Origin of the sequence: Paenibacillus rhizosphaerae, from assembly GCF_014192015.1 — a bacterium.
Taxonomy (GTDB): Bacteria; Bacillota; Bacilli; order Paenibacillales; family Paenibacillaceae; genus Paenibacillus_AQ; species Paenibacillus_AQ rhizosphaerae.
In genome coordinates this window covers 265815-292458 of record NZ_JACHXJ010000006.1, presented here as the reverse complement: position 1 = coordinate 292458, position 26644 = coordinate 265815, and the positions used below count along the sequence as shown (strand labels likewise).

At 51.2% G+C, this 26644-nt stretch carries 30 protein-coding genes; 19 read left to right on the top strand and 11 right to left on the bottom strand.

The features are described from left to right. The first annotated feature begins 28 nt into the window (after positions 1 to 28). The 3 genes from FHS19_RS29020 (at position 29) to FHS19_RS29010 (ending at position 2243) form a co-directional block, all read left to right on the top strand. Positions 29 to 643, top strand: coding sequence for a TetR/AcrR family transcriptional regulator (locus FHS19_RS29020; RefSeq protein ID WP_183585802.1), 615 nt, complete (start codon positions 29 to 31; stop codon positions 641 to 643). Between the two features lie 43 nt (positions 644 to 686). Next, positions 687 to 1634 carry a helix-turn-helix transcriptional regulator gene (locus FHS19_RS29015; protein WP_183585800.1) on the top strand — a complete coding sequence of 316 codons (948 nt, stop codon included), beginning with the start codon at positions 687 to 689 and terminating at the stop codon, positions 1632 to 1634. A 66-nt stretch (positions 1635 to 1700) separates the two neighbouring features. Further along, positions 1701 to 2243, top strand: coding sequence for a DinB family protein (locus tag FHS19_RS29010; protein WP_183585798.1), 543 nt, complete (start codon positions 1701 to 1703; stop codon positions 2241 to 2243). Between the two features lie 146 nt (positions 2244 to 2389). On the opposite strand, the gene FHS19_RS29005 is transcribed toward FHS19_RS29010, so the two are convergent. Next, on the bottom strand, positions 2390 to 3685 hold the full coding sequence (locus FHS19_RS29005) for an amidohydrolase family protein (RefSeq protein ID WP_183585796.1): 1296 nt from the start codon (positions 3683 to 3685) through the stop codon (positions 2390 to 2392). Between the two features lie 162 nt (positions 3686 to 3847). On the opposite strand from FHS19_RS29005, the gene FHS19_RS29000 reads away from it, so the two are divergent. Then, positions 3848 to 4276, top strand: coding sequence for a MarR family winged helix-turn-helix transcriptional regulator (locus FHS19_RS29000; protein WP_183585788.1), 429 nt, complete (start codon positions 3848 to 3850; stop codon positions 4274 to 4276). A gap of 85 nt (positions 4277 to 4361) precedes the next feature. Here FHS19_RS29000 and FHS19_RS28995 read toward each other — a convergent pair whose 3' ends face one another. Then, positions 4362 to 4811, bottom strand: coding sequence for an SRPBCC domain-containing protein (locus FHS19_RS28995; RefSeq protein WP_183585779.1), 450 nt, complete (start codon positions 4809 to 4811; stop codon positions 4362 to 4364). 100 nt (positions 4812 to 4911) lie between these two features. Between FHS19_RS28995 and FHS19_RS28990 the strand changes: the two genes are divergently transcribed. Further along, on the top strand, positions 4912 to 5703 hold the full coding sequence (locus FHS19_RS28990) for an AraC family transcriptional regulator (RefSeq protein WP_183585771.1): 792 nt from the start codon (positions 4912 to 4914) through the stop codon (positions 5701 to 5703). 101 nt (positions 5704 to 5804) lie between these two features. Continuing rightward, the gene (locus FHS19_RS28985) at positions 5805 to 6470 is read left to right on the top strand and encodes a DUF1295 domain-containing protein (RefSeq protein ID WP_183585769.1); all 666 of its coding nucleotides are present in this window, start codon (positions 5805 to 5807) and stop codon (positions 6468 to 6470) included. Between the two features lie 119 nt (positions 6471 to 6589). Here the strand turns inward: FHS19_RS28985 and FHS19_RS28980 are convergent, their stop codons facing one another. Further along, complete coding sequence (locus tag FHS19_RS28980) at positions 6590 to 7600, bottom strand: LysR family transcriptional regulator (protein WP_246426882.1); 1011 nt, start codon at positions 7598 to 7600, stop codon at positions 6590 to 6592. Here FHS19_RS28980 and FHS19_RS28975 point away from each other — a divergent pair. Both FHS19_RS28975 and FHS19_RS28970 read left to right on the top strand, forming a co-directional pair. Further along, positions 7582 to 8820 (top strand): YbfB/YjiJ family MFS transporter, encoded by a 1239-nt coding sequence (locus tag FHS19_RS28975; RefSeq protein WP_183586289.1) that lies wholly within the window; start codon positions 7582 to 7584, stop codon positions 8818 to 8820. The genes FHS19_RS28980 and FHS19_RS28975 overlap by 19 nt on opposite strands. Before the next feature lie 26 nt (positions 8821 to 8846). Continuing rightward, positions 8847 to 9662 (top strand): alpha/beta fold hydrolase, encoded by an 816-nt coding sequence (locus tag FHS19_RS28970; RefSeq protein ID WP_183585767.1) that lies wholly within the window; start codon positions 8847 to 8849, stop codon positions 9660 to 9662. A gap of 191 nt (positions 9663 to 9853) precedes the next feature. On the opposite strand, the gene FHS19_RS28965 is transcribed toward FHS19_RS28970, so the two are convergent. Both FHS19_RS28965 and FHS19_RS28960 read right to left on the bottom strand, forming a co-directional pair. Continuing rightward, entirely contained in the window at positions 9854 to 10027 is a 174-nt protein-coding gene (locus FHS19_RS28965; RefSeq protein WP_183585765.1) for a hypothetical protein, read from the bottom strand. 179 nt (positions 10028 to 10206) lie between these two features. Continuing rightward, positions 10207 to 10944: an SDR family oxidoreductase gene (locus FHS19_RS28960; RefSeq protein ID WP_183586287.1), complete on the bottom strand. Its 738-nt coding sequence runs from the start codon at positions 10942 to 10944 to the stop codon at positions 10207 to 10209. A gap of 187 nt (positions 10945 to 11131) precedes the next feature. Between FHS19_RS28960 and FHS19_RS28955 the strand changes: the two genes are divergently transcribed. After that, entirely contained in the window at positions 11132 to 12031 is a 900-nt protein-coding gene (locus FHS19_RS28955; protein WP_183585763.1) for an AraC family transcriptional regulator, read from the top strand. Between the two features lie 142 nt (positions 12032 to 12173). Beyond that, positions 12174 to 12890, top strand: coding sequence for a class I SAM-dependent methyltransferase (locus tag FHS19_RS28950; RefSeq protein WP_183585761.1), 717 nt, complete (start codon positions 12174 to 12176; stop codon positions 12888 to 12890). A gap of 139 nt (positions 12891 to 13029) precedes the next feature. Here FHS19_RS28950 and FHS19_RS28945 read toward each other — a convergent pair whose 3' ends face one another. Beyond that, entirely contained in the window at positions 13030 to 13539 is a 510-nt protein-coding gene (locus FHS19_RS28945; protein ID WP_183585759.1) for a tetratricopeptide repeat protein, read from the bottom strand. A 126-nt stretch (positions 13540 to 13665) separates the two neighbouring features. On the opposite strand from FHS19_RS28945, the gene FHS19_RS28940 reads away from it, so the two are divergent. Together FHS19_RS28940 and FHS19_RS28935 are read left to right on the top strand one after the other, a co-directional pair. Beyond that, the gene (locus FHS19_RS28940) at positions 13666 to 13980 is read left to right on the top strand and encodes a hypothetical protein (RefSeq protein ID WP_183586285.1); all 315 of its coding nucleotides are present in this window, start codon (positions 13666 to 13668) and stop codon (positions 13978 to 13980) included. Between the two features lie 187 nt (positions 13981 to 14167). After that, positions 14168 to 16267 carry an S-layer homology domain-containing protein gene (locus tag FHS19_RS28935; protein ID WP_183585757.1) on the top strand — a complete coding sequence of 700 codons (2100 nt, stop codon included), beginning with the start codon at positions 14168 to 14170 and terminating at the stop codon, positions 16265 to 16267. 143 nt (positions 16268 to 16410) lie between these two features. Here FHS19_RS28935 and FHS19_RS28930 read toward each other — a convergent pair whose 3' ends face one another. Then, entirely contained in the window at positions 16411 to 17325 is a 915-nt protein-coding gene (locus FHS19_RS28930) for a LysR family transcriptional regulator (RefSeq protein WP_183585755.1), read from the bottom strand. A gap of 122 nt (positions 17326 to 17447) precedes the next feature. On the opposite strand from FHS19_RS28930, the gene FHS19_RS28925 reads away from it, so the two are divergent. Beyond that, positions 17448 to 18602, top strand: coding sequence for an MFS transporter (locus FHS19_RS28925; RefSeq protein ID WP_183585753.1), 1155 nt, complete (start codon positions 17448 to 17450; stop codon positions 18600 to 18602). A gap of 252 nt (positions 18603 to 18854) precedes the next feature. Here the strand turns inward: FHS19_RS28925 and FHS19_RS28920 are convergent, their stop codons facing one another. Continuing rightward, positions 18855 to 19403, bottom strand: coding sequence for a GNAT family N-acetyltransferase (locus FHS19_RS28920; protein ID WP_183585751.1), 549 nt, complete (start codon positions 19401 to 19403; stop codon positions 18855 to 18857). A gap of 203 nt (positions 19404 to 19606) precedes the next feature. On the opposite strand from FHS19_RS28920, the gene FHS19_RS28915 reads away from it, so the two are divergent. Beyond that, entirely contained in the window at positions 19607 to 20455 is an 849-nt protein-coding gene (locus FHS19_RS28915) for a copper amine oxidase N-terminal domain-containing protein (RefSeq protein WP_183585749.1), read from the top strand. A 202-nt stretch (positions 20456 to 20657) separates the two neighbouring features. Here FHS19_RS28915 and FHS19_RS28910 read toward each other — a convergent pair whose 3' ends face one another. Beyond that, positions 20658 to 21641 carry an SDR family NAD(P)-dependent oxidoreductase gene (locus tag FHS19_RS28910; RefSeq protein WP_183585747.1) on the bottom strand — a complete coding sequence of 328 codons (984 nt, stop codon included), beginning with the start codon at positions 21639 to 21641 and terminating at the stop codon, positions 20658 to 20660. Positions 21642 to 21661: 20 nt separating this feature from the next. Further along, complete coding sequence (locus tag FHS19_RS28905; protein WP_183585739.1) at positions 21662 to 22024, bottom strand: MerR family transcriptional regulator; 363 nt, start codon at positions 22022 to 22024, stop codon at positions 21662 to 21664. Between the two features lie 336 nt (positions 22025 to 22360). Between FHS19_RS28905 and FHS19_RS28900 the strand changes: the two genes are divergently transcribed. The 5 genes from FHS19_RS28900 (at position 22361) to FHS19_RS28880 (ending at position 25638) form a co-directional block, all read left to right on the top strand. Next, positions 22361 to 22690: an ArsR/SmtB family transcription factor gene (locus FHS19_RS28900; RefSeq protein WP_183585737.1), complete on the top strand. Its 330-nt coding sequence runs from the start codon at positions 22361 to 22363 to the stop codon at positions 22688 to 22690. Continuing rightward, positions 22687 to 23088, top strand: coding sequence for an SRPBCC family protein (locus FHS19_RS28895; RefSeq protein ID WP_183585735.1), 402 nt, complete (start codon positions 22687 to 22689; stop codon positions 23086 to 23088). The genes FHS19_RS28900 and FHS19_RS28895 overlap by 4 nt, the downstream gene beginning before the upstream one ends. 38 nt (positions 23089 to 23126) lie before the next feature. Further along, positions 23127 to 23495: a DoxX family protein gene (locus FHS19_RS28890; protein WP_183585733.1), complete on the top strand. Its 369-nt coding sequence runs from the start codon at positions 23127 to 23129 to the stop codon at positions 23493 to 23495. Positions 23496 to 23702: 207 nt separating this feature from the next. Beyond that, positions 23703 to 24935 (top strand): FAD-dependent oxidoreductase, encoded by a 1233-nt coding sequence (locus FHS19_RS28885; RefSeq protein WP_183585731.1) that lies wholly within the window; start codon positions 23703 to 23705, stop codon positions 24933 to 24935. Between the two features lie 58 nt (positions 24936 to 24993). Continuing rightward, positions 24994 to 25638, top strand: a complete 645-nt coding sequence (locus FHS19_RS28880; protein ID WP_183585729.1) for a TetR/AcrR family transcriptional regulator — start codon at positions 24994 to 24996, stop codon at positions 25636 to 25638. A 117-nt stretch (positions 25639 to 25755) separates the two neighbouring features. Here the strand turns inward: FHS19_RS28880 and FHS19_RS28875 are convergent, their stop codons facing one another. Then, the gene (locus FHS19_RS28875; protein WP_183585727.1) at positions 25756 to 26610 is read right to left on the bottom strand and encodes a CPBP family intramembrane glutamic endopeptidase; all 855 of its coding nucleotides are present in this window, start codon (positions 26608 to 26610) and stop codon (positions 25756 to 25758) included. Positions 26611 to 26644: the final 34 nt, after the last annotated feature.

Genomic DNA, 26644 nt, shown 5'->3' with positions numbered 1-26644 from the left:
GTATAAAACTCATGAAGGGGGTAATTGTATGCCACGGACAGGACGCCCCCGTGCGTTTAATCGGGACGAGGCCGTACTTGCCGCGATGTTTCTGTTCTGGGAGCACGGCTTTGAATCCACTTCGCTGGCCCAATTGCGCGCGGCGATGGGGCATATATCCGCCGCGAGTTTTTACGCTGCGTTTGAATCGAAGGAGGCGCTGTTCCGCGAGACGGTGGAACGGTATAAAGCAACTTACGGCCGGGTGATGGAGAGCTATCATGATCAACGTTTGGCACCGAAAGCCGCCATCGAACAAGGCCTGCGCCGCTCGGCGCGTATGCAGACCGAAGGCTCTCATCCACTGGGCTGTTTGGTGGTGTTATCCGGTATAAGCTGTTCGCCCGAGAACCAGCATATCCAAGAAATGCTGGCCAAGGAGCGGGAAAAAAACCGGGACGGGATTAAGGACTGTATCGAACGGGCAATTGCCAATGGTGAGCTGCCCGATACAGTCGATGTTCCCATGATGGTTACGATGTTCGACACGTTTCTGCTTGGCATTTCAACGCAGGCGAGGGACGGTATTCCGTTCGGACAGATTGACGCAGCCATCACCCACTTGATGAGCATCTGGGATGCCCTGTCTCGAAAAAACGGATGACAAGGAATACAAATCGTCTGATGAAAGCAGCGGGGGAGAGATCATGAACAAAACGGAACGGCAGCTCGCCATTACGCTGGAGCTGCAGCGAAACAAGCTGGTCAGAGCAGAGGATTTGGCGGCCCGGTTCGAAACGAGCGTCCGGACGATCTACCGCGATATTCAGGCACTAAGCGAAGCGGGGGTTCCGATCGCCGGGGCTCCCGGGCAGGGCTACTCCCTGATGGAGGGCTATTTCCTGCCTCCGGTCAGTTTCACGGCGGAAGAGGCCGTGGCCCTGCTGATGGGTGCGGACTTTATCGAGCAAAGACTGGATGCGGACTACAGCCCGGTGGCGGAGGCGGCCAAACGCAAAATCGAAGCGGTTCTGCCGGAGCCGGTACGCGCTGATTCTATGCGAGTGCGGGAAACGATGCGCCTTCTCCAAGCCGGCGAGCCGGTAACCAGCCGGAAGGAAAAGGACTATCTCGGACAAATTCGGCGTGCCATTCTGGAGCGTCGCAAAATCAGGTTTGCGTATTTAAAAAAATATCCGGAAACGGACGGGAGCCGGATGAATATAAGGGAGACGGCTCCATACGGACTGACGCTCGTTCAGGGGAATTGGACATTGGTCGCGCACTGCGACCTGCGGCAGGATATCCGCCATTTCCGGTTGTCGCGGATGACGGAGCTTGCCGTGCTCGAGGAGGGCTTTGCCATGCCGGCCGGATTCGATTTGAATCGTTACCAGCCGCCCGATGACCGCAACTTACGGGTGGTGGTTCGGGCGAATCCGGATATCGCCGACAAAATCGCCGAGACCACGCATTTTTATATGGAACAGGCGGAAGAGCGCGAGGACGGTCTGCGGGTCACCTTTCGCGTGCGTCAGCCGGAGGAGCTGCTCCCCTATATCCTTGGTTGGGGCGGGGCGGTTGTCGTGCTGGAGCCGGAATCCTTCCGCCGCCAAATTCAGATCGAGGCCGAAAACATATTAAACCGCTACTGACACGCTGTTGTCAGGAGCGGTTTTTTATAATGGGAGAAAATCCAGAAATAAAGAGGAGTTGTTCCCATGTTGAAAAGCACAGCGAACGCATTGCAGGATTTGGAGACGTCGGTAGAACGGTATTTGATTGAACTGGAGAACTTTGATATGGAGCAGTTGCTGATAAAAACGAACGAGGAAGAATGGTCGATCGGGCAGATGTATATCCATTTGATTCAAACGGCGCAGTTCATGCATCTGCAGCATGTTGATAGCTGTCTGGCCGGCAACGGGGCGGCACTCGCCACCGCGGAGGGCAAAACGGAGACTGGCAGGAAGGTATACGAGCTGGGGAGCTTTCCGCCGGTCCGGGTCCGGGTCCCGGCATCGCCGCAATATACCCCGCAGCAGCCGGAGAGCAAGGAGCAGATTATCGAAGGGCTCCGGAATGTAGTGGATCGGATGCAGCGGACGGAACCCGCTTTGGCCGGAGCGTCTGAGCAATATAAGGTCCCCCATCCGCGTTTGGGCCCTTTAACCGCCACGGAATGGTTTTTGCTGGTCGAAATGCATTACCGGCATCATTTTATGCAGCTGGATCGGTTGAAAAGCGAGTTAAGCTTGGTTTAACCCTATTGCGTTCGTAGACCGTCGCATATAATCAACCAATGCGCTCGGAAAAACAGCCAGTATTCTTTTTTTAGACAAGGAAGCTTTTCCCGGTAGGGAAAAGCTTCTCTTTTGCAGAAGGTTTAGTCAATGAATTGTTCTCCTGGTTAACTTTGCTGCTGCACGCCATTGAGCCACACGGCTTCGATCGACAGGGTATCCGAGATATGACTTGTCGGGTCGCCATTCACCAGAATGAGGTCTGCGCGCGAACCTGCGGCAATGCGTCCGCGATCGTGAAGACCGAAACGGCGGGCCGGTTTTGAAGTGGCGGACTGAAGCGCTTCGATCGGAGTGAATCCAGCCTGAACGAGCAGCTGCATTTCATGATGGACGCTGGCACCATGTGCAAGGCCGCCGAGATTCGGAACAGGCACAGGAGAGACATCCGTTCCAACCAGAATGTCCACGCCGGCCCGATGAAGATCCATCACGTTTTTAAAGCTGTTCTCCATATCGCCTTGCGGAAAAGTATTGAAGCTGGAGTTCAAAATATCGATCCATTCCGGGCTTAATTTAGAATGCACCCGCGGATCATTGGCCAAATCGGATGCCGGATTTCCAAGAATGGACGAGTTCAATACGAGGCACGGTGTCACAAATGCGCCAGAATCGGCGATGGATTGGACCAAGTCGGGCGTGAGTGCAGGCCTGTCGATAAACAAGTGGCCCAATCCGTCCACCCCAAGAGCGATGGCGGTCTGCGAGGAACGGGCAGTCAGGACGTGGGCGATGACGATTTTATCAAACTTGTGGGCCTCTTCCACGGCAGCTTTAAGAATTTCGTCGCTTAGCACAGGCAGGCCGGGGGCACCCATGACTGTGCCTTCTTCAATCATGATTTTAATATAGTCCGCGCCATTTTCCACCTGGGTGTGCACGTGTTTGATCGCTTCTTCCACCGTCGTCACTTGGGGCACTTCTTCGTGATCGTGGGCGTAAGCCGCCAGCATCGCTTCCCGGTCTTCCTTCGATAGCTTCTCCAGTTCCTTTAACACGAACTCGGGGATCTCGTCCCCATCGGACAGCAGTTCATCCGGATGACCGCCCGGAGCGGTAATCGCGGTTCCGGCGGAACGGACATCGGCGGCGTCTTCCACATTTTTCAGCTGAATCGCTCGTCCTCTTTCGGTAAAATCTCCGTTCATTTCGAGTTCGGTCGTCACACCGAATTTTACAGCATCCCGTAATCCTCCAATGGAAGTGTGAACATGGGCATCAATCAAGCCAGGCAGTAATGTCGCATGGTTCGCATCCACGATGGCTGCATCCTCCGGAACGTCAGTGCCCACGGCAATGATGGTCTCCCCTTGAATGAGCACATTTCTTGCTTCAATCACTTGTTCCCCGTCGAAAATCCGTGCATTTATAATAGCTGTAACCTTGTCTAGCGTATTCTTCATTTCGTTATTCCTCCTTGGATGTGTGCTTAAAAAACAATTCGAAGTATAACAGTTAGTTATCTAACAGTCAATAAACTAATATTCAAATTGACAAGTCTATGGAGTCCCCGTATAGTTTAAATGTTAAAAGTTAGTTTCCTAACATTTCGAGGAGGAACGATCATGAAACCTCGCAAGGATACGCTATACCTGGACTTGTTTCAGATTATCGGCCTGAAGTTGAAGAAAAAGGCGGATGAGAGCATTAAAGTGCTCGGATTAAACGCACAGCAAGGCAAAGTCCTTGATTATATTCATAAAAACCAGGATAAGGATATCATTCAAAGAGATTTAGCCGATCGGTTTCATTTGCAGGGGGCCAGCATAACGAGTATGCTTCAAGGCCTCGAGAAAAAGGGATATATTGAGCGGAAAATTCCGGCCAATAATGAACGGCAGAAAAATATTTACGTTTTACCAAAAGCCGTTGAATTGATTGATGCCTTTCATGACTCCTTTCAGAAGGTGGAGGATGAAATCGTTCAGACCCTGACCGAAGAGGAGAAGCAGATGTTAAAGGGACTACTGATCAAAATTAATGAACGCTTATAATCCGTTTGCGAGAACAAATCGGACAGCCAAAAAAAAGACGGTCATCCTCTTTAAGGGTGATCGTCTTTTGGTGCTGGATGCGCATTTAAAAACCGAAATCGAGGGAGCTGCCGGTCTCGGCAATGGACTTGATATTGCTTAGAATCATCCACCAGAACTTCTCGGTTTTCAGGAACAAAGGGTTGTTGTCGGTCCATTGATCATTGATGAGGTGCAGCTTGGTGCATGATCCCACCTGCTCTAACCTGATCGTAACCCGGCTCTCCATCCTTTCATGGTTGGCGAAGTGGGAGGGGCCGGGATGGTCGGTGTAGCTGAGCACCCGGTATTTTTCGTAGGCCAGAATTTCTCCGTAAATGTGCACCGTATTTTCCCCGTCCGGCCCAGGGCCGACGAACCGGATCGGAGCGCCTGCTTGCAGATTCGAATGGATGACGCCTCCCATAAAAGCACGGGACGATTTCTCGGGGTTGAACAGCACATCCCAAACCTCTTCCGGGCTGGCTCCAATGTAGAAGGTGTACGCTAACTGCATGTCGAATCCCCCTTGAAACAAATATACTTACGTTATACATGTAACGTACCATTTTCGTCCTTTCGATTTCTTGTAAAAACGCGCCATTAGGGGGGATTCGATGCGCCATCAGGTTAACCCCAACCGAGGGATTTTGCATTTTGATCCGGGACAAACAAACGTTAAAATTACACGTCATCCGCCATCAGAACGGCTCCGGCATCTGATCCAGCATTACTGGTTCGTCGAATGGAGTTTGGAGGGGCAGTCGCCATATACGCAGGAGGTATTGCAGCATCCCGGGGTCAACATCGTTTTTGAACAAGGAAGCTCGTACGTCTGTGGAATCGAAAGCAGGAAAGCCGCTTATACCCTGCTGGGGAAGGGGATCATTGCGGGAATTCTGTATCGGCCGGGGGCCTTTTACGGTTATATTTCAGAGCCTATGTCAGAACTGGTGGACCGTAAGGTGGATATCTCCAGGTTTTTTCCGTTTGATGCGGAAGCGGCGGAGAAGGAGATCTTTGCATCGAACAGCCTGGAAGAGAGAGTTGCCTATATGGAAGGACTGCTGTCCAGTTACATTCCGGAGCCGGATGATAAAGTGGACGAGATGAACAGGATCGTCAGGGCGATCATGGTGGATCGTTCGATGACCAGCGTAGACTTGTTGGTGGACCGGTTCAACACATCCAAACGTACGCTGCAGCGCGTGTTTAAGGAGTACTTAGGAGTAAGCCCCAAATGGGTCATTCAGCGATACCGCATGCACGAAGCCAGCGAGGCGATTGAAAATGGAGCCGATATCGCGACGGTGGCCTTGGAGCTCGGTTATTTCGATCAAGCGCATTTCAGCAAAGATTTTAAGGCGATCGTAGGGGCGTCTCCACATGCTTACCGGCGGGGACTATAGTTCGGTCCTTAAGATGTTATGCTGATTGGTTCGTTAAAAGTGGTATTGGAGAAATTGATGCAGTCAATGGCACAAAGATATGGAAAGCGAGGGGGTCCGTGATGTATGGTGCAAAGGACAAATCTTGGCCGCAAAGAGTAACGATCATTGCCGGTGAATGCCTATTTCTTGGATTTGCCTATTGGTTTTTATTTATGAATGGGAATGTGGCTTTCCACTTGCCTCAGGGCGACATGCAGCGTAACTTGATGCTAATGGTATGTGGCCTGGTTACTTTTTTTCGAATGAGCTGGATGACGGTTTATTTGTTGAAAAGGGGGATATCGTGGGGCGAAGCCGGAGGTGTTTTATTTGCTTTCGCTGTATATTATATGGGATTCACCGTGTTAGGCGGTATTCGCGATAAGCCGCTGGATGGAGTGGACGGTGTCGCCCTATTTCTCTTTTTCGCCGGTTCTCTCATTAATTCGTTATCCGAATGGCTGCGGGACAGGTGGAAGAAGATCGCTCAAAATCAAGGGAAACTCTATACGGGAGGCTTGTTCAAATACGCAATTCATATCAACTACTTTGGTGACGTAGTCTGGGTCTGCGGTTTTGCGATACTCACGAGAAATTTATGGTCCGGGCTGGTTCCGATTCTTCTGTTGTCGATGTTTGTTTTTCAGAATATTCCCGTTCATGATCGATATTTGAGAAAAAAATACGGGGTAGCCTTTGAGGACTATGAGAAGAAAACCAAAAAATTGGTTCCGTTTATTTATTAAATGGAATGATGCCCTCGCGAACTGGATTTTTTGGAGCGAGACCGTACCCCAAGCATACGTAAAAGGCCGGCAAGATGATGTCTTGACCGGCGTTTGGAGCGGACAAATGAATACGGCACCTATGAAATCGCCCTGATAGCATCCATTAATAATAACGTCGCTTTGCCCAAGAGGTGTTTATCTTTATAAACGATGCCTAACGGAACGATAGGGTGGATGTCGGAGAATGGGCGGATGACCAGAGAACCCTCCAGTTCAAGACCGCTGTACATCGGAACGACCCCCACGCTGGATGCTTCCTTAAGCATTTGCTGAATGACAAAGAAACTTCCTACCTCCATACAAGAATAAGGATGGGGATCCGTTTGGCGCACCGTCCTCTCCCAAAGCTTCCGATAGATACAAGTCGGTTCTTTGACCAGAACCGTAAGTCCCGCGAGGTCGCTTACCTCAATATCATCCTGTTTGGCAAGCGGATGATCTGCACGCATCATGACCCCGAGTTGATCCTCGAACAGCGGTTCAAAATTCAGCATGAATTTCGCTGAAGGAACCGAGCATATCCCAAAGTCCAGTTCGCCGGACCGAACCCTGTCCGCAATCGGCTGGCTGCCGCTCACTTCCATCGTTAACTGCACTTTCGGATGCAGCCTGCAAAAATCAGCGACGACCGCCGCCAGTCTTTGGCTTGCGATGGGTTCAATCGCGGCGAAACGAACGGTCCCGCCTTCTCCCGAAGCGATTTCGGAAACGGTCTGCCTGATGGATTGTACGGACTTCAGCAAAGTCCCGGCTTCTTGATGGAGCCACCGGCCAGCCTCGGTGACGATCACGCGTTTACCATCCCGAACGAATAAAGAAACACCCAGATCGGCTTCCAAACGCTGGATCTGAAGGGTTACCGTAGATGGCGCATATTGGAGCTCCTCCGCAGCTTTCTGGAAGTGGCCGAGTCGTACGCAGGCTTCAAACGTTTTTAAGGCTCGCAAATCCATGTTCATCATCCTTGGTTTAAGAAATTTAAACGATTTATTCATATAATTCAATTTTACAAAATAATCGCGCTCTTTTAAACTAATTTCAAACCAAACCATGGAAGGGAAATCAAATGATGGGCCAAAAATCGGCATGGAACGGGATCACCTTGTGGGCATCGCTGTTATTTGTTGTGATCCTTGGTTTTTCCCGGCTCTCTTACGGCATGTTTCTGCCGGGGATCCAGCGGGAAATCGGGGGGAGCTACAGTCAATTGGGGATGTTGGGGACCGTTAATTTTATCGGCTATTTGGCGGGGACCTTGTGCCTGCCTCCCTTGATCTCCCGGTTTCCGGACCGCAAGCATGGCATCAATCAAACGACATGCTTTTTGCTCGGATTGGCCATGATCGGCTCGGCATTCAGCGGTCATTTCGCCCAGCTCGGTCTATGGCGTTTTGCCATAGGATTTTTATCGGCGCTTGCCACGGTGCTCGTCTTGTCTATCGCAATGGACGCCGTCCGGCCGGCTGAGCAGGGAGCGGCTTCGGGCTTGATTTGGCTGGGCGGCTCCGCCGGCATTCTGATCACGGGTTTATCCGCACCCCTTACGATTGACCCGTCCCACTTGCAGGGGTGGCGGTATGCCTGGGCAGCCATGGGCGTATTCGGCATCGTGGCGGCTTTTGGTTTTGCGGTGGTCACGGGCAAGCAGAGACAGGGAAGTTCATCGTCCCAGGCAGAAATGAAAACCCCGGATCAACAACGCGTCAAAATACACCGGCTTCTATTCAGCCCCGAGAAGCTCTTGTTCTTAATCGGTTCTTATTTTTTCTTTGGCGCAGGCTACATTATTTACTTCACCTATCTGATCCCTTATCTGGTAAGCAGGGGCATACCGGCCCTCTTCGCCGGATTGATCTGGTCCAGTATCGGCTTGGCGGGTTTGTTTAACGGCTGGGTCGGCGGCAGGGCTATCGACCGGTGGCCGAGCGGGTTTACACTGGCGGCGGGGCTGTCCTTGGGTACCGTCGGGGTGCTCGGCATAACGACCGGGAGTTTGTTCTTTACCGCACTAGGCGCGGTGACGATCGGACTTGTTTCTTTTATTACTCCGCCGCTGATGACGACTTCGCTCCTTCGGCGCCACGTTCCGCATCACGCCTATGCGGCATGCCTCAGCATCGCCACCGCTTTTTTCGCGGCAGGACAAATGATGGGGCCGATCGTCGGCGGGGTAGGAGTGCAGCAGTACGGTTTGCAATTCGGCGCGGCGTCAGGCGCGATCTTTATGGGAATATCCGCCGGATTGGCGGGCTTGTATGGACAGAAGCAGCGAAAAACGAAAACACGTGGCCTGCATCTTGGCGCCTGAATCATATAAAAGGAGGGAACAGTACAATGACAGAGCATACTCCATTGGCACAAAGAAAATATTTTAAATCGGGAAATCTTCAGCTGTCCTATCTTGATTTTGGCGGAGACAGCAGGCAGGTGCTGGTGATGCTGCATGGGTACATGGCAAATGCAAGAACCTTCTCGGAGCTGGCGGCCCGATTCAAGGATTGGCGGGTGATTGCTCTGGATCAGCGGGGACATGGATGGAGCGGCCATCCTCCCGGGCAGGAATACGCGAGGGAAGATTACGTAATGGATATTTGGAATCTGGTCCAGTCGGAGTTCGGGGGACAGCCGGTTACGATTTTGGGGCATTCTTTGGGTGGATTAAATGCTTATCAATTCGCGGCACGTTATCCCGAACTGGTGACGGCTCTGATCGTGGAGGATATCGGTGCGGAGATTAACGCGGACTTTTCCTTTGCCGCCAAGCTTCCGTTCCGGTCGCCTTCCTTGAAGCAGCTGAGGGAATCGCTTGCCAGTGCAGGACTCCGGGCGATCGACTATTTTGCCGAAAGCGTGCTGGAGGATGAATGGGGCTGGGGCTTCCGAACGGATTTGAAAGGGCTGCAGGTATCCGTCCCTCAATCCAACGGGGTGTGGTGGGATGACTGGCTGCGTTCAAGCTGCCCGATCCTCCTGATTCATGGCGGCAGGAGCTTCATCCTGGATACCGAACAGGCGAGACGCATGCAGGCAAGAAGACCGGGCACGAAGCTTGTCGTTTTCGAACAATGCGGTCACGGTGTCCACTCCGATGATTTACATGGTTATGCTCAAGCGGTGAACGACTTTCTGGCTGATCCCTACAGCACCTAAACAGCGCAGGGAGTTAAGGGAGACGGAAGTGATCCAAAGAAAGCTGGGACGGTGACCTGCTGTTGGTGCTGCCGCAGAGCCGGCATCCAAATACAAAAGGTTAATCTTACAGCGCTCCTTGCGCTTAAGATTAACCTTATTTTTTACTGCTCCCCAATCCGGGCCAAACATTGATTTACGGTGCAGCTCGATTAATATAACCGCTCTTCGCCGGTAATCGGATTTTTGAACGCGGACTTGATGTCGCTGCGGCTCAGTTCTCCGGCAAATTCGGTGTCCTGGACTTCCGAAACCTTGTTATGGTTTGCTTTCGCGGCTTGTTCCTTCGCTTCAGCTTCGTTGGCTGAGTGGTTATCCTTTTCCATTCCGTTTCGATGCCTCCCTTGTCTACAATCCATTTGTCTTTAGGATGCAACTTCCAGCCTGCGTCTATACATCCGGGGCTTGACTCCCAAACTACCGATTGACTTGTTCACAAAACTTGTTCACAAAATTTGAATGGATGACAAAGGAGGCAAGGGTGTAATCTTTAACCGGGTATCCTTTACACCTGCGCCGTAGGACGGATCACGATCTCGTTGATATCCACATCAGCCGGCTGCTCAATCGCGAAAGCGATCGCGCGGGCAACCGCATCCGGGGGTAATCCCAGTCCGTCTCTAACCGCTGTCAGCTGATCTTTCACTTCTTGATTGGGTATCCCGTCGATAAAGTTCGTCTGTACAACGCCCGGGGAAATGATCGTTACGCGTATGCGGCCGCCAGCTTCCTGCCGGAGTCCTTCAGAGATGGCGCGAACGGCAAACTTGGAACCGGAATAAACCGCCTGGTTCACCACGGTCTTCAGTCCAGCGGTAGAAGCGATATTTACAAAATGGCCGAAGTTTTGCTTACGAAAAACAGGCAGCGCAGCGGCAATCCCGTATAACACGCCTTTTGTGTTGACGTCGAGGATCGCTTCCCAGTCTTCAACGCGCAGCTCGTCGAGCGGCGAAATCGGTCCGATTCCTGCATTGTTAATAAGCACGTCCAGTTTGCCAAACCGCTCGCAAGCCAGCTGCACCAGGTGGGACAGGTCGTCGCGATTGGTTACATCTATGCCTGCATATACTGCCTCTCCGCCGCGGCTCTCGATCCGCGTTACGATGTCCTTGAGCCGATCCGCACGACGCGCCCCGAGGACAAGCTTCGCTCCACGCTCCGCAAGCCGTACGGCCGCTGCCTCGCCAATTCCGCCGCTTGCGCCTGTGATGGCAATGACTTTACCTCTGATTCCTGACATCATTTCATCGTTTCTATTCACAGCTTCAGTCCTTCTTTCATCTGATATTTGTGCTTTGCTTTTCCCATGATAAGAAAAATCAGATGAAACCAAGTAGACCATTCTTGTGCGATCCTTGCCTAATCCTGTCCGGCAGTGGTATATAATCAATGTATCTTAGGTTGAATAAAAAGGAGCGGATCCTGCCTTGAACCAACACGTTTCTGAATTAGCCCGGCTAATTGCGCGTTATGCGCTGGTGGACGGCGTGCATACCACAGCGATTCCTGGGCTCTGCTTCCGGCGTTTGTCCAAGGAATCCGAACCGACGCATACGATCAACATGCCCTCGCTGTACATCATTGCCCAAGGCTCCAAAACAGCCGCATTAGCCGGAGACAGCTTCCTGCTTGAACCCGGTACCTATATGGTGACCTCCGTCCATCTGCCGGTGATCGGGAAAATTATCGAGGCTTCGCCGGAGATTCCTTATTTAAGCTTGGCACTGACGCTGAGTCCCGACGTTCTGGTGGATATCAACAAGAAGTCCAGCCCTTCGCCACAAGAAAAGGGAGAGACTGGAGGGCGGGGCATTTTGGTTCAGCCGTCCACGCCTCCCTTGCTGGATGCGGTCCTGCGCCTTGTCCGTCTGTTAGAGACACCCGCAGATATTGAGATGCTGGCTCCGCTCGTCATCCGGGAAATATTTTACCGGGTACTGCAGGGTGAGCAGGGAGCGCTGATCAGGCAGTTTGCGGTGATCGGAAGCTATGCCCAGGGCATCTCAAGCGCCATCCATCGGATCAACAGAGATTACTCCCAGCCGCTGGTGATTGAAGCGTTGGCCGCTCAAGTCAACATGAGCCCGACGACCTTTCACAAGCAGTTCAAACGGGTAACGGCGATGAGCCCGCTGCAGTATCAAAAAACGATCCGGCTGCAGACGGCAAGGCGGCTGCTGCTAACGGAAGGCTTGGATGCTGCAACGGCCGGATTTCGGGTCGGCTACGAGAGTCCCTCCCAATTCAGCAGGGAATACGCCCGTTTATTCGGACGGCCGCCGATGAGCGATGTCCAGCACCTGCGCGACTCGCTGGGAGAAGGATAAGGTGACGGAAAGCGATCCGATTTGCTGCATTCCATGTCTCTGCACGGATATTTAACGGCTATATTTTTTCTTTCCCTATCTCCCTGATGGGCAATGAATTATGATCAGTGTAGCGAAAATTCAGGAAGGAAGCGGGGGGCAAATGATGTTCGAATCAATTTACGATCAATTGAACCGATGGGGGAAGGACGACACGTTTTTCGTGCGCATTATTGAGCGGATCAAGCCTGACAGAATAGCCGATTTAGGCTGCGGAACCGGAAGGCTGACGCTGCATTTGGCGGGTAAAGGTTATCACGTGACCGGTTTGGATCCCGACGAGGCGTCAATTCGGATCGCCAAGCAGAAGGACACGGAGAACGCCGTGCTATGGGAGGTTGGAACGTCCGATAACCTGGGGACGGAGCATTATGATTTGGTGATGATGACGTCCAACGTGGCGCAGGTTTTTGTGACGGACACGGAATGGACAGCCACGCTGCGCAACATTTTTCAGTCCTTGAGGCCGGGAGGATATCTGCTGTTCGACACCAGAAATCCCCTCGCACGCGCCTGGGAGCGCTGGACCAAGGAACATTCTCTCCGTGAAGTTGTGGATCCGGCAACGAAGGCGAACATCAGAACCTGGCATGAAACGACCTCTGTCCATCTGCCTCTGGTCACGTACGATACTTTTAATGAAAATCTGGATACCCATGAGATTCAGAGCGAAAAGGACACGCTGATTTTTAGGGAGAGGGAGACGTTGAGGAAGGATCTGCTTGCTGCTGGCTTTCAGCAGGTGAATATATATGGAGACTGGGAATTTCAGCAGGCGGGGGTAGATGCGAAGTCCTTTCTCTACGCCGCTAAAAAGTGAATAGAAGCAGAATACCTGCATGGTATCTGCAATGAAACAGCCTGCCGATGTATACCGGCAGGCTGTTTGCTCACGTGCGAGATTCATGAGAACGACGAGGGTTAGACGCTGAACCGCCCCAGATTTAACGGAGAGCTGCTTACTCTGCGGTTTCGTCCAAGTCTTCCGTATAGGCCAAAATGCCGCGCTTGAAATAAAGCAGCTTTTCATCTGAGGTCGATGCCATGAGATTGGTAATCAGGAGTTCGGCGCTTTCCTTATACTGCTTGCCGTTGTACAGCGCCATGGCCAGAAAAACCTGGAGTGCACGGCTGTCAGGGAACTCCTGAACGCCCCTGCGGAGCGTTGCGATCGACTTCTCATATTGGCCCCAGTACCGGTAGGTGCTCCCCAGACCGAGTAGACAGCGCTCCAGATCGTTACCGGAAAGGCCGAGCTGCAGGGCGCGTTCGTAGTAGGGGATGGCTTCTTTTCCCAATCCCGAGTTGTCATGGGCGATTGCGGTCTGGTAGTTCACCTGCGCATCATTCGGATCTTCATTCAGCAGCTCCAGCAGCCTGGCGCGTACATCGGCCAGAAGCTCTTGATCCTGGTTGGCGCGCCCCTGTTCACGGAGAGCAATGAATTGCTGCAGCTGGTCTTTTGGCATGTTGCTTCACTCCTCTTTTTCCACATGAAGGAATTCTAACACAGCGACCGAAGGGCGTCTATTTGAAGGCTGGTTAAAATGGTATGATGACGAATAGAAAGTTTGCTCTTTAGAGAGGGTGAAATGATGCGAGTAATCACTTTATGCGGATCTACTAAATTCAAAAGGCAATTTGAACAGGTCAACGCTTATTTAACGCTTAAGGGAAATATTGTAATAAGCCTAGCGTTTTTTGAGCAGAGTGAAGGAATGGCATTGACGCCAGAACAGGCAGAACTGCTCGGCGATCTTCATTTCAAAAAAATTGATATGTCCGATGAAATCTTTGTCATTGATGTCGGAGGTTATATTGGGAGCAGCACGGAAAGAGAAATTGAGTATGCAGAAAGAAACGGGAAGACTGTTCGGTATTACTCAAAGGCGGATGTTCCTGAAAAATAGTTGGGGGGACAACTTCCCCCGGCGTCCCCCTTACGGGGGATTTTCTATTACCCAAAATCGTTTTATAGTATTAAAATACAGCTCAAAACCATCAATAAGGATGCAAGGGAGGGGCTTGGGGGCTTATGTCGTCAGCAGATCAACGCGTTGATTCTAGCGATTTTATTATTGGGGAGGGAATATTCAGATGAGTTTAAAAGGGAAATCGATATCGATTCTATCCGCCGCCGCCCTACTAGGCGCTCTGGTGCCGCATGCATACGGAGATGCTCCCCTATCAGACATTTCAAACAGTTATGCCAAAGACGCGATAAATGAGCTTGTCAGCAAAGGAATCATCCACGGAACAGGCGATGGAAAATTCAATCCGACTAGCGATATCCAGCGGCAGGATTTTGCGATCATCATGGCCAAGGCACTCCAATTGGACCTTAGCCATCCGCCGGTAACGCCGACCTTCAAAGACGTGCCGAAAGAAAACTATGCCTATGCTGCCGTGGAAGCGGCGTTCAAGGCAGGATTGTTCAAAGGCATGGGGAACGGGATTTTCGGAGCGGGGCAGAACCTCACCCGCGAGCAAATGGCGGTGATTTTCGTGAACGCCCTAGGCGTCAACCCTGCAGGAAAAGGCCGTAATTTAACGTTCTCCGACGCTGCATCCATCTCCGCATGGGCCAAAGATGCCGTCGCCGCTGCCGTTGAATTGGGACTCATTCATGGATACCCCGACGGTACCTTCAATCCCGGAAATCGGGCGACCCGCCAGGACGCAGCCCTGGTGACGGTCCAGTTTATGAACGACAAGGCAAAGGCGGACGAAGGCAGCCCCCAGCCGCCCGTTGTACCGCCCACAACGCCGACGTCGCCCACAACTCCTTCACCAACACCAACAACACCGACGCCGTCGACGCCATCTTCCGGCGGGGGCGCACCCTCCGGCGGCGGAGAAGAAACTCCACATCAGAATCCGGATCAAGCCGCTGCAGAACCGGTAAAAGCAGAAATCGCAGCATTGCCTGCAAAAGCAAATATCAAGTTATCCGACAAACCGGCCATCGTTCAAGCCCGGGCACACTATGATGCGTTAACGGATGCGCAGAAAGCCTTGGTAGGCGGCATCGCCAAATTGACGGAAGCCGAACAAGCGATTGCTGAACTGGAAGCCCAAGCAGCGTTGGATGAGCAGGCGGCAGCTCCGGTCCGAGCGGAAATCGCAGCATTGCCGGCGAAAGCGGATATCAAGCTGACAGATGAACCGGCTGTAACGTCAGCCCGCGCCCATTACGATAGTTTAACGGATAGCCAAAAGACACGGGTAGGCGATATCGGCAAACTGACGGATGCCGAGGACATGATCAGGGATTTGAACATCGTGGCCGTAGCTAAAGGGAATCTGCAGATCGTTTACAACGGCGTTGCGGAAAAGATCGAGCTGCCAAGCGCCCAAGACGGTGCGACAATTACTTGGACCCTGAAAAACATGGGGCAATCATCGATCGTGGATATAACGACCGGTAGCGTAAAGCGCGAAGGATTGAACGAAAATACGGACGTCGTCCTCGTTGCGACCATCGCCGCAGGAGCTGCTTCCGATACGAAAGAGATTACCATTCGCGTCAAGGCTGTCACTGGCGAACCGGAGACGATCACGAGCAAAGCCATCGCCGACTTGGACTTTTCCACCATCTATGCAACGCAAGCTCGGGGGGAGAGCTTCCAGGTCCAAACGACTGACTTCCAAAGCACGCCCAAACATTTCACGATCAGCGACGGGAAGATAACGATCCCTGTCGATTTGACATGGAATATTCCCCTAGGCGAGTTTACTGCAGGGCAAGTCGTGGGCTCGGCCGTCGACAGTTTTATTCAGGATTACTGCAATGCGCATGGAATCGACCTGGGGAAGCGAACTTTGGGTGCCGTCGGATTCGGGGATACGTTCTCGATCTTTGCGTTCAGCACCGGCTCAGCGTCCTCCGTTACGTTAGGCGGAGCTGACTGGGAATATTTCTTTCCGCAGAGCCAATATAACGGAACCGATATCGACCATAGCAAGAATCGTACGTTTAATGTGAGTGATGGGGAGCATACGGCCACCGTCACGTTAGTTTCGCGGTATGCCACCATGGATGCCTTGGTTGGAGCCATTAATCGCCAGCTCCAAGGTGCATCCGTAGCCGCTGCGGCGGAAAAGGTAAATGACAATCAGTTCAGGCTGGTTGCCAATTCGACGGACATTCTGCTAAACGTTTCCGGGGCGGATAAAAATCAGCTTTTCGAGGAATAGAGCATGCTAAGCCCGAATCTACCGGCAGGTGATTCGGGCTTTTATTCAGTACGCCTGTCGCTCGATATTCGTACCATTGGCACATTTTTGATTGGTCTGGAGTATGCATGGATCCGGGAAATAACAGTATGACACGCGTCCACCTAATTGTTTGCGTCATGCGGATTCTGGCCTATGTTGGCGTGAAAGTAATCAATCAGCCATTTCGTCAATTGCTGCTGGGAGCCGCTAATAAATCGATCCGCATAGTACATCAGCTCGAGATGACGCACCGGCGTCGGTCCAGTAATCGGGATGGATGCAATTTCGGGCCGCTCCGGATTTTGTCTGAGTAATCCAGCCGGTTGAATCGTCGCGCCTATCCCGGCCGATACTAGTTGCAGCAGCGAGGAGGCTGAACTGGCCTCCATCACCGTCGTTAATTCGAAGCCCTCTTGTCTGCATACATCATCAACCAGATCGCGGCCGAGATACCCTTTTGGATACATCACTAAGGCGTGGTTCTTCAGTTCCTCCAGCGTGATCCCCTTCCTGCCGGCGAGCTCGCTTGCCGAATTCACGAATACATGATAGGGCTCGCACCCAAGCGGAATATGGGTCAGCCTTTTATCAACCGGCCCGCGCAATCCAATGCCGAGATCAACTTTATGGTTAAGCACTTCGTCCTGGACGAAGATCGTCGAGAAGGCCTGCAGCTGGATGTCAGGATATGTGGATTTGAACTGGACAAACAGTGGAACGAGCTGAAAATCCAGGTCAGAAGGCAGCACGGCCAGCCGAACGGTGCCTTGTTTGCCGGACTGGAGCTCCTTGATGGCATTTTTGGCATCCCGTTCCGCCTGCAGCATTTTCGTTCCATACTCCCGCAGAAGCTTACCGGCTTCGGTCACAACCACCTTCTTGCCGATGCGGTCGAAGAGCGGCATGCCGAACTCCGCTTCAAGGATGCGAATCTGCTGGCTTAGTGTGGGCTGGGAGATGCCTAGATCATCGGCGGCTTTCGTAAAATGAAGATGCTCATATACGGCCATAAAGTACTGTATATTTCGAGTGTCCATGCAAGGTCTCCTGATTTTAATAGTATTTTACTATCATAATAATATAAATTATAGGATTGAACAATGAATGGTGGTTCCATATACTGAATGTACATAAAGAAGCAGATGGGTGGAGGAGATCGATGAGAAAGTTCTATTTATTATTAGCTATATTTATCGCAGCCTTGAACCTAAGGCCCATTCTTACGTCTGTCGCCCCTTTGCTCGGTACAATGCAGAGCGATTTGGGAATGAGCGGACTGACCGCAAGTCTGCTCACGACGCTGCCTGTATTATGTATGGGGATTTTTGCTCCCGCAGCGACGGCGCTGAGTGACCGGTTGGGTCTGGAGCGCACCATTGTCATCGCCTTGCTGCTCATTACAGGAGGCACCGCTCTGCGGGGAATCGTCGGCTCCGTTACGATCCTGGTGGTTACTGCGTTGATAGGCGGGGTCGGGATTAGTTTGGCAGGGCCTTTGCTGTCCGGTTTTATTAAAAAGTATTTCCCGACGAAGCCCGGCATTGTCAGTATATATTCCGCATCGATGACCGTAGGGGCAGCTTTAGCGTCCGCCTTGTCCATTCCGATATACGAGCGAAGCCATCACAGCTTAACGTTGACCTTGTCTTGCTGGGCCATTTTGGGTGTTATTGCGCTCCTGATCTGGTCGGTGTTTGTCCGCAGCAGGGCCGATCGGAAAGGTCTGGTTCGTTCCAGGCTTCCCCTCCGTAATAAAAGAGCGATATTATTAACGTTATTTTTCGGTTTTATGGCGAGCATGTTTTACTCCATTACCGCATGGATTTCACCGATAGCCCACAGCTTCGGGTACGGTCCGTCGAGCTCGGCGGTGTTCCTTACCGTCTTTACGATCATCCAAGTTCCTGTCTCCTTAATCGTTCCGGGTCTGGTTTCCCGCTTTGGCAAAAGAAGATTGTTTTTGGTTCTATGCAGTGTGTTTGAGTTGATCGGCATTGTGATGTTATTGTTCCATCTGCCCATGCTGCCGGCTATCATCTGTTTGGGAATCGGGGCAGGCGGATTATTCCCGCTGGCGTTGATGCTGCCGATTGTCGAGACGAACACCTCGGAGGAGGCCGGGGCGTGGGCTGCGATGTCTCAATGTGGAGGTTACATTATCGGCGCATTCGGCCCACTGCTGGTGGGAACGATCCATGATTACAGCGGCAGCTTTCATGCTGCGCTTCTCGTCATGCTCGTTATTATTGTGGCAATGATCGGGGTCCAACTGCTGATCGCGGGGAAAAAGGCTGAGGAAGGCGTAAGCTCGTAATGGCCGTTAGGCAGATTGACTAGGGATGATAATAGAACCCGCCTCGTGTTGGAAGATATCTCCGGTCTAATCATTTAAAATAACGCGAATCTCATGGTAATAATTTCAAACAAAACAGCCTTATCACTATATGAATCCGCAGGTTTGTACACAGAATTGGAAGAGATAAGGTACTTCATCCCACTGGTATAAGCAGCACAAAAAAGAGGGCTCTTCAGCCCTCTTTTTTAAGATTTAGCTGCTGCATTCCCCTCACTTAAAGTCCTCTTTCAAGAGCCCCATCAAGATGTTGTCGACGTACTGCCCATCAATATAGGAATGCTCGCGCAGCCTTCCTTCAATAACAAAACCGCATTTCTCATAGGAACGGATGGCCCTTGCATTGCCGCCCCATGTTTCGAGTTGGACACGTCTCAGGTTCATCGTCTGGAACACATACCGGATCAGTGCCTTCAGGGCATCCGATCCCCAGCCTTGTCCCCAGAAGTCCTTGTTTCCAATGCCGATTCCGATGGTGCAGCGGCGGGAGACGATGTTCACGTCTCGATACTCAATAAAACCGATATGCTCGGGGTGCTCACCGCGCGTATAAATGGAGAATCGTCCTTTTTCCCGCTTATCCAGCTCCATGATCTCCTTCCTATAGGCATCCTCCAGATATTCCAGTGGGACATGGCTGAACAAGAACATGGCCGAACCCGCTTCCAGCTTGGCTGTTTCCTCATCATTTCTCCAGGCGTATGCCCGTCTGTAATCATCCAGGGAGACGGGGCGCAGTTCGACCTTTTCACCAGTGATCAATAGAATCTACCTCCATAACCGTTTTTGGTCGTCGCAGTCTTGATGACTTGATTATTACAGAAAGGGAAGCGAGGGACAAATGTTCCTGCATGACTGTACGGAGGAATTGCCTGTTTACGCTTAACATAAATAATAGAAATGGGTAGGATAAGGGATGGGGATTGGATAAGATAGAAACTTATTAGAAGGAGCGATGACAAAACATGAAGAAGATCATCCTAAGCCTTATTTTTGCATTCATTCTCGCGATCGCCTCGTCGCCTGTTTATGCAGCGAACCATCCCATCCAAATTGACGGCGTCGCGGTGGCGTCCGATGTGAAGCCGGAGACGAAAAACAAGCGTACCATGGTGCCTTTGCGTGTGGTCAGTGAAAATTTGGGGGCCAAGGTCGATTGGTCGAATTCGAAAGTGACGCTGACCAACAGCAGCATGAAAGTGACGCTGGAAACGAACAGCACGGCGGCCGTAAAAAATGGTGAAGCGGTGCAGCTGGATGTCAAGCCGTACATCAAGAACAATCGGGTGATGGTTCCGCTCCGCTTTCTCGCCGAAACGTTCGGCTGTCAGGTGAATTACAGCAGCTCGATGGTTACGGTCGAAACCGCGCCACTCGTGATTCATAACGTAAAAGTAAAAGCACTGCAGTACGAATACCACATGACAATGGGTGGCGTCGTTCAGCAGCTTAAAGGAAATGCGTATAACGCAGCCATTTATGACGCTTTTGTACGGAACAAAGGCGCCAAAGTCGATGCCCCCGCAAGTTACTCGTGGATGGCGAACATTGACGTACCCGGGTCGTATCAAAAAAGTGCGCAGTATGATTTTCTGGATGTGAAGGGGAGCAGCGTGCAGCGGTTTGATGTTTATTCTCTTGTTCGCGCATTTCCCGATGAACTGTTGACCGGCTACCCGGAGGTTCTCCTGTATGATGCTGCCGAGGACCAATGGTACCTGTTCAGCGGTGCAGCAAGAGACTCCATTCAATCGTTAGTGGATGCGGCCGGAAAGAACGGTTTTCTGAAGGTGATCAGCAATACGGTAGCGTAAACGTAGGCAAGTATAGGCCAACGTAGTGCCCTCTAAATAATGTGAAGGGCTGCTGCTCTATCGGTCAGATGCTTCGCATCTCCCAACGGTAAAAACGGCATACCAGAGTATGATGTTCGTCTCAAACAATAAAAATCCTGAACCTTGCCGGTTCAGGATTTTTATTCGAGAGATAAGTTGAGCGTTATTTCTTACCCTCCGATTATGAAATGTCAAAATGAATGCCTGTCCCTTCTTCGCCAACGCTCCACAGACGTTCAGCGGCGTTTGCATCAACGGCGCTTGGATGCACGCCGGGTATGCTAACCTGATCTTCATCAATGAGCGGAGAGACGTCGACGTTTTCACAGTATACGCCTCCCATACCGTCCAGCTGACGGCTGGCTGCACACCATACGATAGTGGCCGCCCCTTCCTGCACGGTCTTCCGTTCGCTATCGTATTCGGTGTACTGCCGTTTTCCCTGCTCGTTGATTGCACCCATGGTCATCAGTTCGTCATCCGACAAATGCCGGGCTAACGAGGTGACAATCGAACCCGGGTGCACCGAAAATGCCCGGACGCCATAGGCCTGTCCTCTCCGGTCCAGCTCCACCGCGAATAGGGCATCTGCGGTTTTGGACTGCCCATAGGCAGACCATTTATCATAGCTGCGCTCCTTGTAGTGGATGTCTTCGAACACTACAGGACTGAACTGGTGAGCCCGGGAAGACACCACGACCACACGTGCCCCGCCGGCCAGCCGGAGTGCCGGCCACAGCCGCGCGGTTAAGCGGAAAGGGCCCAAATAGTTCGTGGAAAAGTGAAGCTCGTTGCCCCGGCTGTCATACTGCTGGGGAACGGCCATAATTCCGGCGCTGTGGACCAGCATATGAATCGGCCGTCCGGAACGGATAAACCGCTCCGCAAACGAATCGATGGACTGCGGATCGGTTAAATCCAGCAGCTCCGCCTCTGCGCCAGGGATGGAGGCAATGGCCGCCTGAGCTGCTGTAAGGGATCGGGCCGGGACAATGACCTTAGCCCCCGCTTCCGCGAGCACTCTTGCCGTTTCCAGACCCAGTCCGGAATGTCCGCCGGTAATGACCGCCGTTTGTCCGGTCAAATCGGCTTGTCCGAGTGCTTCGACGGCTGTCGTCCGCGGTCCAAATCCGGACCCGATCGGTGTTTGGGGAGTTTTCTGCATGTTCGTTATCTTCCTTTCGTTTAACCGTCTTTGATTTCTTGAAAGTGATCCAGCTTATACTTGACGATTTGTAGTGTTTCGTTCAATGCGGCCATTTGTGCTTCAATGCGGATTCGGTGCTCTTCAAGCAGACGATAGCACAGCTCCTCATCCTGAGCGTCATACGCCTTGATGTACTCCTGAATGTTTTTAAGCGGCATCTCGGTATTTTTGAGATGCAGAAGAAAATGAATTTTGCCGATGTCTTCTTTGGTATATAAACGCGATCCGCCCGCCCCGCGTCCGGGGGATGGAATCAGTCCAATCTTTTCATAATACCGAAGGGTATCGGGAGTCAAACCCGTTTGTTCTGCTATTTGGGAAATGGAGTATTGTCGCGACATGTCTTCTCCTTTCATTTCCTTGTCGTCCGGACATCTATAGGATAGCCCTTGGAGTAGACTCCAAGTCAAGCGCCTGTAATTTCCCTTCATTTGGAAATAATAGTTGGGTTGGCGCGTATGTATTGCCATAGGGCCATCCTGCAAAGAATGGTCCTTAGCTATTTTCATTGATTGATGGCCGGCATATTCGGTGGTCACATTAGCGGGGTCAAGCCTTACATATTCTCTTGCCCAATCTGTACTGAAGGGATTGACATGACACCACTAGGTGTCTTATTATGAATTCATAAGACACCATATGGTGTCCTATCATCGGGCAGAATAGGGATGATGGGAATGGATGAACAGCATGAAGCGAGGGATGTATATGCCGCGGTTGCTGATCCGACGCGGCGCAAGCTGCTTAGATTGCTGGCCGAGGCGGATGAATTGCCCTTACACGAATTAACGGTGCATTTCGAGATGGGGCGGACAGCCGTTTCCAAACATCTGGCGATCCTCAAAGCCGCCGATCTGGTCAGGCACCGCAAGGCTGGACGGGAAACGAGGTATCGATTAAACGCAGAGCCTCTGAGAGAAATTGAAGATGGGGTCACTTTTCACACGGCTTTTTGGAACCAAGGATCGGCGAAGCTGAGTCAATTGTTGAAGGAGGAAGAGGAATGAAACCGGAAGTGAAGCTGGATTTTCAATTCGATAGTCCGATTGAGAAAGTATGGCTTGCATTGACTGATTCCAACATGCTTGCGAAATGGGTGATGGATAACGACTTTAAGCCGGTTGTCGGCCATCACTTTCAATTTCGGGCCAAACCGTCGAAAGTATGGGATGGAATCGTCGATTCAGAAGTGCTGGTCGTGGAAGAACCCCATCGCCTATCCTACACCTGGGTAACCGCGGGAGTAAGTACGGTCGTTACATGGACGCTCCATTCATCCAACGGCGCAACCCACCTTCATCTAGAGCATACCGGATTTGAAAGCGAGAGCTTGTCGTATAACGGGGCCAGACTCGGTTGGGTCAAGATGGCCGACCAGCTTGAAGTGGTATTGGCTGAGCTGTAATCCGCATTATTACTGTGATCAAATAGGAGGAGATCGAAATGACCATTTTTACCATCGTTCTTCAATCTTTGCTGATTGCTTACTACCTGTTTTCGGGTACCGCAAAAATGATAGGGGCGAAGTACTGGGCAGACATGTTCGAACACCTTCACCTGCCGCAATGGTTCCTTAAGGTAACGGGTCTGGTTCAACTGGCAGGTGCCGCCGCGCTTATCGCCGGCTACTGGTATACCGGACTGGTCGCATGGGCGGGAGTGTGGCTTGGCGTTACGATGCTGGTGGCGAGCCTGGTGCATATCCGCACGAAAGATCCGATTGGCCAAACGGCGCCGGCTTTGTTTTTTGCCGTACTGAATATTGCACTGATCCTTGCGAATGCCGGCCAAATGTTCCAGCCTTTTGCGTAATCCAATCTGCTGCTCCAGGAATAGTAGGCTCTACATGTTCGAGGTGAACATGTGGGGCTTTTTGCTGTACAACCCCCTACCAATGCAGACTCCAAATCACGAGAAGTGTCGGCAGAGTCCTCCCAAAATCATTGACAAACAGCGAGGGGCACCATTAATATAACGATGGAAGATAAATCTAACTTAGTTAAAGGATGATGAAATGATATGAATTCACTATCTGTCCTAATTATCGGTGGCGGTCTGGGCGGACTGGCTTTGGCACAAGGTTTGAAAAAAAATCACATTGATTTCCTTGTTTGTGAACGTGAGTATGCAGACCATTTTGTCCAAACCGGATATCGAATCAAAATCAATGAGAACGGATCAAAGGCACTGCGTTTTTGTCTTCCTGAAAAACTGTATGATCTCTATATGGAAACATCTGTATTTAGACCGGCACACCCTGTTTTCTTAGATCCCAGTTCTTTGGAACCCACAGAAGAACAGCATCCAATGTACAACAAAGCAGAAGCCACACCATCCGTAAATCGGTTCACCTTCCGTGAAGTGTTGCTTGGCGAACTAGGTGACAAGATCCGTTTCGGATACCGGTTTACCCATTATGAAAGGTTAGAAAACGGACGCTTAAGAGCATGGTTCGAACATGGGGAGCATATGGATGCGGATGTCCTGGTTGGTGCCGACGGGGGAGGCTCCAAAGTCCGGCATCAGTACAAACCTGGGGTGAACATTTTCGATACGGGGGGCAGGGCTCTTTATACCAAGGTATTTCTGGATGATGAGCGGAGGAAGGAGCTGAATATGCTCATTGGGGATGGCAGTATGAGACGCCTTACCAATCCAGAAGGAGATGCTCCACTTTCCCTTCTTCTTGAAGACATGGCTTTCAAGCCGAATATTGAACAATTACCGGAATTGATGTCCCTTAATGTGAAGATTTCTCCTCAACAGGATTACCTGTACGCTGTGTTTGCGTGCTCGCCTGAATGGTTTGGGATTCCTGATGAGCAGCTCTTCCAATGGAACGGTTTTGAATTGTTATCCTTTACGCAGGAGAAAACCAAACATTGGCATTCACAAGTAAAACGGATGTTGGAATTAGCGGATCCCGAGAGAACGGCTGTCTATCACCTCCGTAATGTTCTGCCGTATAAGCCTTGGAAAGAAACGACTCCTCTGGTTTTGCTGGGAGATGCCCTGCATCCCATGACACCGGCAGGTATCGGTGGGAATGCGGCACTTTTTGATGCCTATGAGCTCTCGAAGGAATTAATCAACGTGAAAAACGGGAAAAAGGAGCTTTTGACCGCTTTACGCGATTATGAAGTGAGTGCCATTGAACGTGGGATGCGGGATGTTCGGCTCTCCTCGAAAGCAGGAGAAAGCATGTTCAACCAGAAGCCGCTGCCCGCTGAAGATGTAGAATTGGAGGAATAACGATATAGAGTATAATAAGTCATATACGAATTTTTGGAATGGAGTTGGAATGTTTTTTATGCCTAAACGCAGGCCACATATCAGCGAAGAGAAAATCATTGCAGCCTCATGGAAGCTTCTCGCCGACCAGGGAATCGAAAATTTTACGATGAGAAACCTTTCCAAGGAATTGAATGTTCAAGCCCCCACGATCTATTGGTACTTCGAGAGTAAGCAAGTCCTTTATCAAACGTTGGCCAATCTGGTTTCAAGAGCAATCATAAGTGATCTTCCCAAGCAAGGAGACTGGCGAGAAAAGCTTCAGCTAAGCGCAGCGGTCATTCGAAGCAAGCTTCAGCAATTCCCTTGCTCCGGTCAGCTTCTGATGAAGTCAAGGCCAGAGGCTGACTTTATGGAACTGTTTGAATTTCTATTGCAGATGATCGAACCAACATCGTTGACGGATAAACAAAAATTTTCATATACGACCCATGTGTTGAACTACGTCATCAATTTTGTCGTTGAAGAATATGAACAACGAAAGTTACAGATATCGTTAGAGGAAGAACATAACGAGAGTACCCATGTGGATCTATCGCAATTTAAATTGCTTCAACGGATGCACGGAGAAGGTATATTTAAGTTAATTGGTTCGGATGAACTGTTTAACTCTGGAATTTCCTTATGGCTTGATGGAATAGAGCAGCGGGTTAACCATGCTTGACGAAAACCGAAATGATGATTCGAAATGTTCGGGGGGCAGCTGAAGATCAAGGTCTGTTCCGGGGAAAGCCCCCCATCTTGTCGACACCATGCTAGATCTGAAATTTATGTTAGAGGATCAGGTCTGTTGTGACTTTGGTACAGGAAGGTTCCCGACGTTACTCCTTTGATTCCGTGCAGCCCCAATTAGCATAGGAATGGAGAGCAGAAGACTGACTACAACCGGAACAATAGAGCCCTCAAGTCCAAAGTCGCCCCCTGTGAGAAGGGCGGCGCCGTTCACTTTTACAGTAAATAGACCTGCGGCAGCGTGTCCGGAAACAGGAATACCAAGCAAGCCTTCCATGGCATTCCAGGCAAAATGCAGTCCCATGGTAAACCACAAGTTCCGCCGCCACAGGAAAGCGGCTCCGAGCAGAACACCTGCTTCCAGGGCTATGGCGAACGCGCTCCATAATGTTGCCCCGGCATTTCCAAGATGGGCAGCCCCAAAGAATAGAGAGGTCACAGCAAGGGCGAGCGCTTTTCCCCCCCATTGCTCCATAGCCTGAAACAGAAGTCCACGAAAGATAAGTTCCTCGACAATGGCTGCTCCTAAAGCTGTTTGAATGGTAGTTATTAGAACAAAACCCGTATTCCCGGAACCTGCCCACTGAAAGGAGTACCCTCCCAGAGCAATAATAATAATAGCGGACGCTGCGATAAAAATCGCCCCGGTTAGTACGCCAAGAACCGTTTCGATCCCTGCGTGCCGTCTAGATATCTCGGGGGTGGACCGCCGGGCCAGGTATGTCAGTGTGAGCTTATATACCAACATGGCCAGAAATCCCATCACTAATGTAAATATAAGGGGGACTATCCCCTCTAATCGCTCTGTCAGCTGCCGGAATAACGTATCGATGAGACTCATGCCGATGGTCCCTACAATCATCCAGACGATTGGAAAACGCCAAAATGACACTTTGTTCTTCATGTCTTACATCGCCACCTCTGTTGTTTGATGCTAT